Consider the following 14256-nt stretch of genomic DNA (forward strand, 5'->3'; position numbering starts at 1 on the left):
AATTCTGCACTGAAATTACGTCGAGTTTGCATTGTCATATAGGTCACCTTGAACTAATAACACCTCTATTCAGGTAGCCAATTGACTATGACACTTCAGTCCGTATATCTTCTCTCAATATGCTTTATTGATATCAGATAGGAGGCAACTCGTTTTCTTTTTGTTCCCCACAAATAAAGTAAGGGCCAAATGCACTGGAAAAGAGATACCTTCCAGGGGAGATTTGATTAATTTTCGAGTAACTGGTTGTACCAAAAGAAAATGCTTTTAAATAGTGATTGAATACTTCATCACTCACATTATCATTTTTTGCCTTTCTCACTAATGTAATTTTCGTTTTGATATTATCGATTTCATCAATAGTCGAGTTAGTATAGTGAACGACTCTATTCACGGAATAGGTTTTATCCGTGGAAATTGAACCAACCAACTTTATATAACCGCTATTATCCTTTTGATGGACGATCCTTAAGTCAATTTCATATCCAGCTTTAGGGTATAAGGGAGACTCAAAATTTGAGTTAATTTGTGCACTACAGTATTTGTTGTCCTCTACAGTCACAGAATAAAAAAATAGGCCAACTGACAATAATGCAATGACACACAATAAAATAGTAATTTTTCTCATTCTTAACCTACCAATTTATTCGAGTTGAAATACATATTTTATTATCTTCGCACTTAGTCAGTAGGGTTTGTTTTTCTACTTGAGCATTACTATGGTTACTGTAGTAATAAAAAATGGCGCTGTTATTACATTGTAAATTAAACTCTTTTACATGTTTATCAATATCTTTTGAATTATTTTTATCGTCAAAATTACTGTTAAATGAATAAACAGGGCATGACCCTATTGTACTGACAAGGTACGTATTAACTTTGTCAAAGCTTAATGCACCAAAAAATAAATTATACATTGAAGCCAGTGTTAAAATGACGCTTAAGCCAAGTATAATTTTCAATGAGAAATTACGCTTTAACGTATAACATACTCGGGGTTTAGCTATAACGGAAGATACCGCGACTTGATTATGTGTATTAAGCTCAATTAAAGGTAGTTTATCCCTTCCATCAAGTTTTTCTGTATCTCCTTTTTCTTCACTATGGCGAACAAGCTCGGTGTTACGTTGTGTAATAATGAGTTCTGAAGATAAAATAACACCTTTTTTAGGAATATTTAAAATTGCATTATCTATCTCAAGGTGCTGATAAAGTAGTTTTCGCAGAGCACTGATATATTGGTTTAATGTATTAATTGAGGCAGTCAAACCATGCTCATCCCAAACTTTTTTTAAAAGCTCTTCTCTTGGGATGATCATGTTATTATTTTCGACTAATACTCTGAAAATACGATTTAAAATAGGTGTAAGCTTGGCCACTTCGCTGTTTGAGCCTAGCTGAATTATCTCACCAGTTTCAGAATCATATTCTATACAATTGTTCAATATATATATCATTGTTTATAATTTTTACTCTGTTAAAAATGATTTTTAAGTTTATAAATTTCACTTACAGTCAGTCTGTTAATTATATTAAGCACTACCTCACGATTTTACAACACATTGATTTGTGGTTTTCTTAATCTAAAGCATGAATGATTGATTTAACAATTAATATGAATAACAACCAAATTATTACACGAGAATGGAGTGATGTCAGTTAGAAAGGAAGGTTTTCAAAGAGGTGAGCTAGCTGTTTAGTCTAAAAAAATAAATTTTTTAGACTTATAGTTTTAAGTTTTAATAAAGTTTGGTTTTTTAATTCGATTTATAAGAAGTACTTTTTTACACCTAGAATACTATAGTCATATGATCCTACTCTGGGGATAATTAAAGTTTAATAAACAATGGGTTACCTGTTTTCCGTGTTTGTATCTACTTTGAGTTACACTAAATAATCCCCTCTACATTCCAACATTTCTGTTGAAATGATTCATTTATTTCATTTCCTTGTTTTCTTTAGACAGAAAGAACGAGTAAGTAAAATCACCTTTATAGATGAGCTTTGTTAGGCTTTAAAATTTAGCTACGGTACTAATATGACAGAAAAGCAAAAGTCTTATTTACCCCTTCAGTTTCTTTGTAGGTAGTCTTAAAACAAATATCTATTTTATCAACTAAAACTAAAGGTAATATTTATTCTATAGTGTAATTGTCATATTTTGACTATCTATATAAGTTATTTTAATAAAGTTATCATATATCTTTTATTGAATAACTGTAACAAATTGCAAGTATGATAGGTGAAGATATGAGTACTAAATATTAAATCTGACAATGTTAACGAAAACATAATTTATAACGTGATTAACTAAATTTCTTCAACCTATTGATATATAAGATTATAATAACTTATAATTAATTTTAATAGGTTATAATATATATTTTTATATTTTTATATTTTTCAATAGGTCATACCTATCTAAAAGCTCGCTTTTCATTGCTTAAAACACTTTTACTCCAATATTGGATAAATCTATAGTAAGCGACATCAAATGAGTTGAGTTAAAAAATACTCCTCCGTTAAATGACTTATTATTATATTAGAATTTATTATTTAGAATCTGGCTATGGTTTTAAGCTAATCGATTATTGATTAAAATATATTTTTAGGAGACTTGGCTATGTTTGTAGAAAATGTAGATAAGATAAAAAGTGAAGTTAAATATATCAATGGATTAGATATTACAAAAGAAACAGGTAAGTTTTTAAAATCAGCTAGAATAGAAAAATGTTTGTCTGGTACTGAAGTTGGAAAATTATTATACCTGAGTCAACAGCAAGTTTCTCGTTATGAGAATGGGTTGTGTAATATATCGATCGATATGCTAAATAACTATTTGCATGCACTTGGCAAGGATTGGTCTGATTATTATTACTACGTTATTGCAAATAATTTTTCGAACAAAATTTAATTGTCTAATTTTAAATTTTAAAACTGATTTCCTTAATTAGAGTAATTAAGGGTTTTACTCATGCCTATAAATAGGTATGAGCTTAGTGTCAATGTTAATAATCATTCGGTTATTAATTTATTTTAATTTATATAGGTAAATATATGAAAAAGTTAGTTATCGCAACAATGGTTTTTGGTGCAATGAGTGCGTCAGCATTAGCAGTTGATGCAGGTACTGGTAAAGTTCATTTCAGTGGTTCAATTATTACAGCGCCATGTTCAATTGCACCGGGTGATGAAAACCAAGAAGTACCATTAGGACAAATTTCTAATACAACACTTGAATCAGGTGGTATGTCTTCAGCTCAACCATTCGCAATTAAACTGGAAGGTTGTACTTTAAATGCAAAATATAAAGGTACAAATGAAGATGGTGAAGAAGTCGAATTAACTTACAATAATACTGTTAATGTAAAATTCACCGGTACTGAATGGGTTAATTCTGGTAATAATACTGGTTTAATTCAAATTACTGGTGATGGACAAGGTGCTGGTGTTAAATTAATGACAGTTTCAGGAAATAAAATTGACCTGAATAGCTCTACAACCCAAAACTTTGTTGCAGGCGATAATTCACTAAGATTCCAAGCTGCTTTGCAAGGTGTTTCAGGTGCACAAGTTAACCCAGGCAAATTTGAAGCAACTACAAACTTTGTTCTTTCTTATAACTAAGTTTCTGCAAAATATTAAGTGCTGACCTACTAGGAAAACACTAAATACTAAATAAAGGACATACCACCAATGATTGTTATCAGGAAAATCACGGGCTTCCTAATTTTATTAATTATAGGAGCCAATAACTCTTTGGCTGATAACAATACTATTATTGGTAAGGTAAATATGCAAGGAAGCATTTTAGAAACAGCATGTGCTATTTCAATGGACTCTTATGACCAATCAATAGATATGGGTGTAATTCCAATGAGTCTTATAAATCAATATGGTCATAGTCCAATAAAGTATTTTTCAATTAAATTAATTGGTTGCCATTTAGAAACGTTATCAGGAAAGCATTGGAATTATTTCACATTAACATTCGATGGACCAGCCAAAAATAATTTGTTCGAATTATTTGGTCACGCAAAAGGAATATCATTGTCTCTAGAAGATGAAAAAGGAAATTTAATATATCCCAGTATTCCTCTTAAAGAACACTCAATAATACCTGGGGAATCAAACTTAAAATATGGTGTGAAGCTTATGAGAAATGGTTTATCTCTAAAGTCAGGTGGATATAGAACAACAATAAAATTTAAAGTTGATTATCACTGAAGATATTTGAAATTTATTTTTGGGTAGTCAGGAAATTAATATGCCTATTAAGCAAAATAAAATACGACAATATATATTAAAAGGCTTGATCATATCAATGCTCTATAGCAGTATGCTGACTACCACATTTGCTAGGGTAATTGAATTTAATACTGATGTATTAGATGTAGAAGATAGAAACAATATTGATTTAGAACAATTTAATCGTATTGGATTTATTATGCCTGGTACGTATAACTTGAAAATTAATATTAATGGTCATTCATTATCTGAAATGTCAGTTATATTTAATGAAAGTGAAACTTCAGATTCAGGTAGTGTGGCTTGCCTTTCCCCAGATATTGTCGAAAGATTAGGGTTAACAAAAGAAGCCTTAAATAAAGCATTATGGGAACAGGGTGGCCAATGCTTAAATTTAAATAGTTTAGATGGGATGTCTGTTGAAGGGGATCTATCTACCTCTTCACTTAATATTAATGTCCCTCAGGCCTATTTAGAACAAATTTATGAAAACTGGGACCCTCCTAGTCGTTGGGATCATGGTATTTCGGCTTTATTATTTGACTACAATATAAATGGAGCAATTAACGATTCGCTTGAACAAGATCAAACATCATCATCTTTAAGTGGAAATGGTGTAGCGGGTGTTAATTTAGGGGCATGGAGATTCCGTGGTGAATGGCAATCTCAAATCAATCGTACAACTGGAGAACAAAAAACAACTCAACATAATTTTGATTGGAATCGTATCTATGCTTATCGAGCGATAGCCGCTTTGCAAGCAAAATTAACTCTAGGTGAGGATTTTTTAAATTCAGGTGTATTTGATGCATTTAAGTTTATTGGGCTTGGATTGCAATCTGATTTGAACATGCTGCCGCCTAACTTACGTGGTTATGCACCAGAAATAGTTGGAACAGCAAAGACAAATGCCACAATTACTATACGTCAGCAAGGAAGAGTGATTTATGAAACACAGGTTGCTCAAGGCCCATTTCGTATTCAAAACCTCAGTGATGCAATTACAGGAAAAATGAATGTTACAGTTGCTGAGCAAGATGGGAGCACACAAACATTTGATGTTGATACCGCCAGTTTGCCCTTTTTAACACGGCCAGGTCAGGTTCAATATAAATTTGCAACGGGAAAACCTATTGATAACCAAGGCCACCGTCAAGGCGTGAGCTTCGGTATGGGAGAATTTTCATGGGGAGTCAGTAATGGCTGGTCATTATTTGGTGGAATATTAGGTAGTCAAGACTATAAATCAATATCTATTGGTATTGGTCGTGACCTGTTGGTTTTTGGCGCGCTTTCATTTGATATCACGCAGTCTATTGCAAATATTCCTAACGATGGTTCGTTAAAAGGTAAATCTTATCGTCTGAATTATTCAAAGCGTTTTGAGGAATATAACAGTCAAATTAACTTTGCTGGTTATCGTTTTTCAGAACGAGATTTTATGAATATGAGTGATTTTTTAGATTTTCGAGTAACAGGTATGCGTTATGGCTCTAGCAAAGAATTATATACGTTATCAATTAATAAGAACTTTATTGAAAGTGGTCTTTCTTTGTACTTTAACTATAACCACCAAACCTATTGGGACCGACCAGCCAATGATTATTACAGCTTAATGCTATCAAAATATTTTGATATAGGCAGTTGGAAAAATATTAGTGCAACTGTTTCCGCAAATAGGCAGCAAACAGACTCAAAAAGTGACGATAGCATTTATTTTTCAGTCTCTATACCTTGGGGAAGCTCTGCAAGCCTCGGTTATTCGATGGATATAAGTCATAACAATGTTTCAAATAATGCATCCTATTTCGATACATTAACAGAAAGAATGAATTATCAATTTAACATCGGAAACAATCGTAAAGGCGCGACAACAAGTGGGTACTTTTCATATCAAGGAAATGATGCTTGGCTTTCTACTAACGTTAGCTATGCGATGAATCAGTATCGTGCCGCTGGGTTTAGTGCAAATGGCGGATTAACAATAACACCAGAAGGTGGGGCATTCCATGGTTCTAGCCTTGCAGGGGGAACTCGGCTCTTGGTTGATACAGATGGTGTTCCTGATATTCCTATTCGTGGCTCAGGTATTGCAGTTAAAACGAATTTATTTGGTAAAGCAGTCATTAGCGACATGAGTAATTACAACCGAAATAATATACAAATTGATTTAAATAACTTACCCGATAATGCAGATGCGCAGCAGTCAGTGCAACAAGCAACATTAACGGAAGGAGCCGTTGGTTATAGACACTTTGATGTGTTATCAGGATTAAAAGGTATGGTCGTTATCAGGTTAGAAGATGGGACATATCCCGCTTTTGGTTCCCAAGTTAAAAATAGTAAAGGGCAAAACACCGGTATTGTCGGCGACGAAGGGAATACCTATTTGAGTGGAATTAATGCCGATGAAGTAATGCGAGTAAATTTATCTTCTAACCAAGAATGTAAAATTGTTTTTCCCAAAAAGTTGGATGACTTATCGGGAGGGTTATTGGCACTTTGTGTTCGAGAAAATCACCAATAATCTAATGTCTAAATAAAGAAAAAGTAAAGGTATATAAATTATGAAATATAAATTATCCCACAGTTTATTAATAGGGCTATCCAGCATTTTATTGGCAAACATGTCTTTCGCTGGTATTTCTTTAGATCGCACTCGCATTATTTTTGACGGTAATCAAAAATCTGTCACTTTAAATATAAACAATAATAATCCTGAGCTACCTTACTTAGCTCAAGGTTGGTTAGAAAACCAAACTGGTGAGAAAATTACTAAGCCATTAGTTGCGTTGCCACCAATTCAACGTTTAGAGCCTAGTAAATCTAGCCAAATTAAAATTGATTTAATGCCAACGATAAACGAGTTACCACAAGATAGAGAAAGCCTATTCTATTTTAACTTGCGCGAAGTGCCACCTAAAAGTGATAAAGATAATGTATTGCAAATTGCGTTACAAACGCGAATAAAATTATTTTATCGCCCAGCAGCTATCGTTCCAAAAGATGATGAAAAACCATGGCAAGAAAAAATCACATTAGAGAAATCAGGACATGAGGTCATTGTCAAAAATCCAACGGCATATTACGTCACAATTTTAAATGCATTTTCAGACAGATTAAAAACCGATCCAAATGATTTTGCTCCAATAATGATCGCACCATTTGGTAGCGAAAAATTAGGTGTAAGTACAAGTGTTTTAGGTAATAACCCCGTACTGATTTATATCAATGATTACGGTGGTAGACCTGAATTACATTTCCGCTGCCAAGAAATGAACTGTCAAGTAGAAGAACAGAAATCCTGATACTCTTTAAGAAAAGGAATATAAGATGAATGTCTTTCAAAAAAAATGGAATCCTGTTCTATTACTATTTTCTATATCCGGAATGACATTTGCAGAAAATCAATTTCCAATTAATCATTGGGATGTTGATGGGCAGCATGGGCAAGTGCATGTGAAAGGAATACTAACAGAAAGTCCGTGTCGTATTGCAATGCATTCAATGTATCAAGATATTGAAATTAGCGATTTAAAAACAGCAGATTTTCCCAGTATTCATTCTATGGGAAATGAGTATCCGTTTTATATTGAACTACTTGATTGCCTTGCAACACCCGTTAACATGTTAGAACCGTACTCTGGTAATATGACATGGAGTAATGACCAACCTGGGTTTTCAATAAGGTTCGTCACAACTAAAAGTGAAAATATGTCGAAGTATATCTCAATTAGAGGTATTGAAGGCTTAGGCTTAGTACTGAAAGATAAACAAGGAAATACTATTACTCTAGGGGAATATACAAAACCTAAATTAGTTCCACAAGGGCAAAGTATTTTAACTTACAGTGTGATTCCTGTTAGAACCTCGATGAATATGACGCCAGGTAAATTTTCATCGGTTATTAGCTTCCAATTAAATTATGATTAACTCTGAGTAAAATTCATATGAAAGAGAGTATAAGTATTTTAATAATTTCGACACTAGTATCTATTTTGAGTATACAAATTCCATCTGCATTAGCAGCGAATTCTGTAAGGATTAATTTCAAAGGAAACTTAATTCAAAACCCACCTTGTGAAATTACAGGGTTAAATGGTAATGAAATTACTATTGACTTTCAAGATATGGTTATTAGAAATATAACTGGAATGAATTATATGCAGGAGATTAAATATAAATTGACTTGTGATGCGCCAAATAATACAGGGCTTTCATTAAGTATAAAGGGGACTGCTGCTAGTTTTAATACAAATTTACTTACAACGAGCAATACAAATTTAGGTATTTCATTTTATAGTGGATCTACAAATTTATCTACAATTCGTGTAAATCTTGACCCTATAAAGTTTCCAAATAGCCGTCGAGACCCTATCTATGCTAATCCAGTAATTAATGCTAAAGCAGCTAATATTACAGCGGGTAGTTTTACTGCAACTGCAACGCTTTTAGCGGAGTATGAATAAGATTAAAATTTATTATTCAGTGTATCTATAAAGGTTTCCCTATGATAAAAACAGTTAACATTTTCGCTAAGATGATAAACTATTTCTTATTTATATTTTTAATATTAAATAGCCCTAATGTTTTTTCTAATAACTCTACGAGCTTATCATTTAAAGGAAATCTTATTGATACACCTCCATGCGATATTTATGGAACAGAAGGCATCAATAAACCAGTTAATATTCAATTTAGTAAGATAGCGATTCAACGTATTGATGGTAAACGGTTCCAAAAAAATTGGTCTTTAAATATTGACTGTGGAGCTAATTTAGGCAGTAACGTGTCTTTAGAGCTAAATTATATGGGGAACCCAGTATTATTTGATGAAAAAGCATTAGAAACTTCCCGAGCTGGTATAGGGATTCGTTTATATAACGCAACAGATAGTACCGTTATTGCACCGAATGATAAGAAAAAAACTTACTATGACAAATAATGGTAAATTACAGATTCCGCTATATTCTATACCCGTAAAAATAGCCAAGCCTACTACACCGATAATAGAAGGGAAATTTACAGCAACAGCAACAATTTCCATTAATTACCCCTAAGGAAATTAATATGAAAAAAATAAACTCTGGCCTATTTTTGGGTTTTCTAATGATGCTATGCGCAGCCTCATTTGGAGATAATAATAATACAGTTCAGTATGAAGGCACGTTAATTTCATTACCTTGTACAATAGATGAGGGTACGCCAACTGTAGTTGAGTTTGGTGTTATTGTTGATAAACAGCTTTATTTACATGAAAAAACATCACTAAAACCATTTTCTATTATTTTACAAGATTGTGATGTATCTATTGCCAATACAATTTCACTATCAGTTCAGGGTACTGCTGGTAATGTAACTTCGGATGGCTATTTAATGCTAAATCCTAGTAGTACAGCGAAAGGTGTTGTCATAGGTTTAATGGATAGCTCTGGGAAAAAGATACCTATGAATTCAGTGTTATCTCCTATTGCCATTTCAAATGGAACAATGGCGATTCAATTAAATGCCTTTGTTAAAATTGAAAGTCAAAATGAAACAAAAATAATACCTGGTGAGTTTACGGCTATGCTCTATTACACCTTGGATTTCAATTAATATACAAGTAAATTTTAAAAATGTCGTATTTGAATTCTAATGAAAGACCAATAGGTGATTTAAATGAATAAATCTAGAAAATGTAAAAGGGGATTTGTAAATGGTATAACATCCATACTTATATTTCTTGTTAATTTTAACGTTAATGCTGCAATATTTAATACGAATGTTAGTGTGATTGTTTTACAGCAGACTTGTGATATCACATCATCGATAAATCCAAATCAACCTATTACTATTGATTTTGGTGATATTTCTGTACCTAAAATTAATGGTTTAGAATATCAAAGGGAAATTCCTTTTAATTTAAATTGTTCTGATGGTGCAAATAACCCTGCATTAAAGCTACGAATAGTTGGGAGTGATGGCATATATTCCACAATGTTAGGGACAAGTAGAGATAATTTATCAATTATATTCCGATTTGGAAATAATATATTAAATTTAAATGGCTGGGCTAATTTTAATTACAGCTTAAGACCCAAGTTGACAGCCGCGCCTTTTACAATGAGCCATAGCACATTGACTGGCGGCACGTTTACTGCAAGCGCCACTTTGGTGGTTGAATACCAATAATAATTAAATGGTTATTGAAAATTGAAGGTAATATTTATTATGCCAAAAGTTATTTTTATTCTTATTTTTTTATTTTCGAGCATCGCTCACGCTGATCGTACGATGCTTTCAAACGTCGGTCAATCAGCACCCTTATTCGTTATCGCTTCGTGGTTTACAACTGGAAGCAATAATCCTGCTGAAAATACAGTAATACCTTGTGCAGGTTCTCAATGTAGCTATGGTGTGGTTTTATACTATGAAAATGGAAGTGTTATTGATTTTAATGGTCGAAGTATACCCGTTACAGCAGGAATGACCTGGAAGATGGCGAATGATATGTTTATTCGCCGATTTGGTGCAACAGGAATAGCAACATGGCAATGGAATTGGCAACCAAGCCAATGGGAGGTTTGTATAGGCGCAATCCCTGCAAGTTCAGGTGCATTAGGACTAGGGAGGCCTTTTTCAATTTATAGTTCCCCTTGTACACCAGTACCGCCTGTTAATGTCCAATGTAACGTAAATGGTGATGCTAATATTACACACGGTACTTTAAATGCTGGGCAAGTTAATGGGCATACAGCAGAAGCAACTATTCAACTAAGCTGTAATCGAGCCGCAACAGTTTCAATTGAAGTCCCATCTCCAGATATTGATTTAGGTGGCGGTGTAAAATCTCGTGTTAGTGTCACAAACGGTAGTCGTATTTCGGTTGCCAATTCAGTGGCCTTAAAAATTAAATCGGTATTAAGCGGCACAGCTCCAACAGCAGGACAGCATTCAGGTAGCACAGTAATTGTATTCAATATTGTTTAGTTTAGAGAAAAAACACTATTTAGAAAATTGAATGCAATTCAAAACCAGCCCTGCCTAAATATACCTACGATCCCCTCCTGATGAGGGGGGAATGTGAAATCCCTCATTAGGGAGGATGATGTATATCAGTACTTAATCATTTATTTTGGTGTGTATTTATGTAGCTAATGAATTTTCAATATGGAGAGATTTGTGGGTATAAAAATAATGACTAAAAATAGAGTATTTAAATAGCAAATACTCTGAATGAATATAGCTAAAAGCCTCTCTTTTTACTCTAATAACCTATATATACCTAGCCATGACCACCCCGCCTTAAAATCACATTCAGTTTTATCCTTAAAAATGAAGCGTTCGTAAATTAGATAAGAAATATTTAGCGCTCAATACTGAGAAAATTTAACCACTGTAGCAGTGAGGGTTATCCTCTATATAGCTATACAAATGAACTTTATATAAAACATAAGATAATTATGCTCAGGGTGGTTTTTATCGTCTTTAGGCTAAATATTACCTGTATCTCAATTTATTGGCTTTCAGAAAGTGAACATAGATCACATTAACTTTTACAATTGATAATGTATACTTTGCATATGTAAAGCACAAGGCGATTAAACAACAGTAAGGGGATTTGTTATGTTGGACTCAATTCCAGCAGGCTACAAGCCGCTGACGTGTGAAACACTACCAATTTATTTAGCTTCCAAACTGACTTCGTCATGCGCGTTAGGTGGAGAGCCTAATCAATGGAAAGTAAATGAAGTTGGTGATGGTAATTTGAATATGGTGTTTCTTGTTGAAGGGACACAAAAAACAATTGTGGTAAAACAGGCACTACCATGGGTCAGGGCTGGAGGGGAAAGCTGGCCATTGTCCCTGACTCGAGCAGGTTTTGAATACAATATTTTATCTCAAGAAGCTCGCTGTGCAGGCCATGAATTAGTTCCTGAAGTCTATTTTTATGACCAAGAAATGGCACTGTTTGCGATGGAGTACCTTTCACCTCATATCATCCTGCGTAAAGAAGTGATGGCAGGTAAAAAATTCCCAAAACTTGCTGAAGATATTGGGACATTTATTGCCAAAACTCTTTTTTATACCTCAGATATCGGTATGAAAGCCGATCAGAAAAAAGCGCTGACCGCTCAATTCTCTCTGAATCATGAGCTTTGTAAAATTACTGAAGACCTGATCTTCACTGAGCCATATTTCAATGCCGAACGTAATAATTGGCTATCCCCTGAGCTAGACCAAGCAGTAGAAAAGATGTGGCAAGATAAAGAAATGATCCAAGTTGCCATGCGTTATAAATATAAATTTATGACTGAAGCACAATCATTGTTACATGGTGACTTGCATTTAGGCTCAGTAATGGTCACCGAGAGTGATACAAAAGTTATCGACCCTGAATTTGGATTTATGGGACCAATGGCGTTTGATATTGGTAACTATATTGGCAATTTACTGATGGCTTTCTTTTCTAGACCAGCATGGGATGAAAATCCATCAAGTCGTGTTGAATATCAAAACTGGTTACTTGACCAAGTCGATTCAACTTGGTCTGTTTTTGTTCGAGAATTCCGCCAATTATGGAATACAAAAACACAAGGGGACGCGTGGCCTTCAGAACTCTATCAACATGAACTCGGCCGCCAAGCTTTACAGGAAGCCCAAGACCAATTCTTTGCCACACTACTTGAAGATTCCTTAGTCAATGCGGGAATGGAAATGAACCGCCGCATAATTGGATTCGCAGGGGTGGCAGAGTTTAAACAAATTAAAGACATTGCTCTTCGTGCTGAATGCGAAAAACGCGCACTTACCATGGCTCGCGAGCTTATTGTCAATGCCAGTCTTTATAAAGAGATGGCTTCAGTTATCCAATTAGCTAAAAAACAGTAAGAGGAATTCATGAATATTGAAGGGAAACACTATCGTACAGTTTGGGTTTCTAAAGATGGAAAATCAGTAGAAATTATCGACCAAACTAAACTGCCTTTTAAATTTGAAGTACTCACGCTCGATTCCGCACAAAAAGTAGCAACTGCTATTCAAGAAATGTGGGTGCGTGGGGCGCCTTTGATTGGGGTTGTTGCTGCTTACGGAATGGCACTAGGTATGCAACAGAACCCGAGTGATAAAAATCTACAATCAAGTTATGACTTGTTAATCAAGACCCGACCTACTGCTATCAATTTAAAGTGGGCACTCGATAGAATGATGGAAAGCTTGAAGGATGCTCCTGAACAGACGCGTAGGGACATTGCTTGGGAGCTTGCCGGAAAACTGGCCGATGAAGATGTCGAGTTGTGTGAGCAAATTGGGCTCCATGGCGTAGAAATTATTCGGGAAATCGCGAGTAAAAAACCGGCAGGCAGTGTCGTAAATATATTGACTCACTGTAATGCAGGCTGGCTTGCCACGGTCGATTGGGGGACCGCACTTTCGCCAATTTATAAGGCTCATGAAGAAGGGATTCGTATTCACGTTTGGGTAGATGAAACTCGCCCGCGTAATCAAGGTGGCCTTACTGCATTTGAATTGGGTTCACACGGAGTTCCTCATACATTAATTGCTGATAATGCCGGTGGTCACCTGATGCAGCATGGCGAAGTCGACCTATGCATTGTTGGTACTGACCGAACCACAACGCAGGGGGATGTCTGTAATAAAATTGGAACATATCTAAAAGCGCTGGCGGCTTATGATAATCAAATTCCATTTTATGTTGCGCTCCCATCTCCAACTATCGACTGGACGCTTAAGGATGGGAAAACAATCCCCATAGAGCAACGCAATGGTGCTGAACAGTCACATGTATATGGGATCAACCCCGAGGGTGAACTAAGTTGGGTTAATACTGCGCCGGCAGGCACCACATGTGGTAATTACGCCTTTGATGTCACGCCTGCTAAATATATTACTGGATTGATCACGGAGCGTGGTGTTTGTGCAGCGAATGAACCTGCATTAACCAACATGTTCGCCGACCTAAAAAATTCGGTTATTTAATTGAGTGTGCATGGGGTATATGCA

At 34.7% G+C, this 14256-nt stretch carries 15 protein-coding genes; 13 read left to right on the forward strand and 2 right to left on the reverse strand.

Going from position 1 to position 14256, the window contains the following annotated elements:
• Positions 1-133: 133 nt before the first annotated feature.
• Positions 134-628: a FidL-like protein gene (locus ACPEH5_RS11285; protein ID WP_042845652.1), complete on the reverse strand. Its 495-nt coding sequence runs from the start codon at positions 626-628 to the stop codon at positions 134-136.
• Positions 629-635: 7 nt separating this feature from the next.
• The gene (locus ACPEH5_RS11290) at positions 636-1457 is read right to left on the reverse strand and encodes a winged helix-turn-helix domain-containing protein (protein ID WP_129466555.1); all 822 of its coding nucleotides are present in this window, start codon (positions 1455-1457) and stop codon (positions 636-638) included.
• 1166 nt (positions 1458-2623) lie between these two features.
• Here ACPEH5_RS11290 and ACPEH5_RS11295 point away from each other — a divergent pair.
• From ACPEH5_RS11295 to mtnA, 13 genes are all read left to right on the forward strand, one after another.
• Positions 2624-2914 (forward strand): helix-turn-helix domain-containing protein, encoded by a 291-nt coding sequence (locus tag ACPEH5_RS11295; RefSeq protein ID WP_048605919.1) that lies wholly within the window; start codon positions 2624-2626, stop codon positions 2912-2914.
• 143 nt (positions 2915-3057) lie between these two features.
• On the forward strand, positions 3058-3627 hold the full coding sequence (locus ACPEH5_RS11300) for a fimbrial protein (protein ID WP_042845650.1): 570 nt from the start codon (positions 3058-3060) through the stop codon (positions 3625-3627).
• Positions 3628-3759: 132 nt separating this feature from the next.
• Positions 3760-4227: a fimbrial protein gene (locus ACPEH5_RS11305; RefSeq protein ID WP_166686566.1), complete on the forward strand. Its 468-nt coding sequence runs from the start codon at positions 3760-3762 to the stop codon at positions 4225-4227.
• Between the two features lie 40 nt (positions 4228-4267).
• The gene (locus ACPEH5_RS11310) at positions 4268-6775 is read left to right on the forward strand and encodes a fimbria/pilus outer membrane usher protein (protein ID WP_281110715.1); all 2508 of its coding nucleotides are present in this window, start codon (positions 4268-4270) and stop codon (positions 6773-6775) included.
• A 40-nt stretch (positions 6776-6815) separates the two neighbouring features.
• Positions 6816-7556, forward strand: a complete 741-nt coding sequence (locus ACPEH5_RS11315; protein ID WP_281110716.1) for a fimbria/pilus periplasmic chaperone — start codon at positions 6816-6818, stop codon at positions 7554-7556.
• Positions 7557-7581: 25 nt separating this feature from the next.
• Positions 7582-8181 (forward strand): fimbrial protein, encoded by a 600-nt coding sequence (locus ACPEH5_RS11320; protein ID WP_281110717.1) that lies wholly within the window; start codon positions 7582-7584, stop codon positions 8179-8181.
• Between the two features lie 17 nt (positions 8182-8198).
• Positions 8199-8717, forward strand: a complete 519-nt coding sequence (locus tag ACPEH5_RS11325; protein ID WP_166685014.1) for a fimbrial protein — start codon at positions 8199-8201, stop codon at positions 8715-8717.
• A gap of 41 nt (positions 8718-8758) precedes the next feature.
• Positions 8759-9193, forward strand: coding sequence for a fimbrial protein (locus ACPEH5_RS11330; protein ID WP_281110718.1), 435 nt, complete (start codon positions 8759-8761; stop codon positions 9191-9193).
• Positions 9194-9318: 125 nt separating this feature from the next.
• Entirely contained in the window at positions 9319-9846 is a 528-nt protein-coding gene (locus tag ACPEH5_RS11335) for a fimbrial protein (protein WP_210788779.1), read from the forward strand.
• A 63-nt stretch (positions 9847-9909) separates the two neighbouring features.
• Complete coding sequence (locus tag ACPEH5_RS11340) at positions 9910-10422, forward strand: fimbrial protein (RefSeq protein ID WP_166685012.1); 513 nt, start codon at positions 9910-9912, stop codon at positions 10420-10422.
• Positions 10423-10461: 39 nt separating this feature from the next.
• A complete protein-coding gene (locus ACPEH5_RS11345) occupies positions 10462-11220 on the forward strand; it encodes a hypothetical protein (protein ID WP_206227294.1) in 759 nt (252 codons plus the stop codon).
• A 636-nt stretch (positions 11221-11856) separates the two neighbouring features.
• On the forward strand, positions 11857-13122 hold the full coding sequence (mtnK, locus tag ACPEH5_RS11350; RefSeq protein ID WP_129466538.1) for an S-methyl-5-thioribose kinase: 1266 nt from the start codon (positions 11857-11859) through the stop codon (positions 13120-13122).
• Positions 13123-13131: 9 nt separating this feature from the next.
• Positions 13132-14232, forward strand: coding sequence for an S-methyl-5-thioribose-1-phosphate isomerase (gene mtnA / locus ACPEH5_RS11355; protein WP_206227297.1), 1101 nt, complete (start codon positions 13132-13134; stop codon positions 14230-14232).
• Positions 14233-14256: the final 24 nt, after the last annotated feature.

The organism is Providencia sp. NPDC089933, assembly GCF_049545585.1.
Lineage (GTDB): Bacteria > Pseudomonadota > Gammaproteobacteria > Enterobacterales > Enterobacteriaceae > Providencia > Providencia huashanensis.

Bases quoted from the DNA above. Each gene is read 5' to 3' on its own strand.
- ACPEH5_RS11295 (WP_048605919.1), top strand. From the start codon at position 2,624: ATGTTTGTAGAAAATGTAGATAAGATAAAAAGTGAAGTTAAATATATC.
- ACPEH5_RS11320 (WP_281110717.1), top strand. From the start codon at position 7,582: ATGAATGTCTTTCAAAAAAAATGGAATCCTGTTCTATTACTATTTTCT.
- ACPEH5_RS11345 (WP_206227294.1), top strand. From the start codon at position 10,462: ATGCCAAAAGTTATTTTTATTCTTATTTTTTTATTTTCGAGCATCGCT.
- mtnK (WP_129466538.1), top strand. From the start codon at position 11,857: ATGTTGGACTCAATTCCAGCAGGCTACAAGCCGCTGACGTGTGAAACA.
- ACPEH5_RS11310 (WP_281110715.1), top strand. From the start codon at position 4,268: ATGCCTATTAAGCAAAATAAAATACGACAATATATATTAAAAGGCTTG.
- ACPEH5_RS11325 (WP_166685014.1), top strand. From the start codon at position 8,199: ATGAAAGAGAGTATAAGTATTTTAATAATTTCGACACTAGTATCTATT.
- mtnA (WP_206227297.1), top strand. From the start codon at position 13,132: ATGAATATTGAAGGGAAACACTATCGTACAGTTTGGGTTTCTAAAGAT.
- ACPEH5_RS11290 (WP_129466555.1), bottom strand. From the start codon at position 1,457: ATGATATATATATTGAACAATTGTATAGAATATGATTCTGAAACTGGT.
- ACPEH5_RS11335 (WP_210788779.1), top strand. From the start codon at position 9,319: ATGAAAAAAATAAACTCTGGCCTATTTTTGGGTTTTCTAATGATGCTA.
- ACPEH5_RS11330 (WP_281110718.1), top strand. From the start codon at position 8,759: ATGATAAAAACAGTTAACATTTTCGCTAAGATGATAAACTATTTCTTA.
- ACPEH5_RS11285 (WP_042845652.1), bottom strand. From the start codon at position 628: ATGAGAAAAATTACTATTTTATTGTGTGTCATTGCATTATTGTCAGTT.
- ACPEH5_RS11315 (WP_281110716.1), top strand. From the start codon at position 6,816: ATGAAATATAAATTATCCCACAGTTTATTAATAGGGCTATCCAGCATT.
- ACPEH5_RS11340 (WP_166685012.1), top strand. From the start codon at position 9,910: ATGAATAAATCTAGAAAATGTAAAAGGGGATTTGTAAATGGTATAACA.
- ACPEH5_RS11300 (WP_042845650.1), top strand. From the start codon at position 3,058: ATGAAAAAGTTAGTTATCGCAACAATGGTTTTTGGTGCAATGAGTGCG.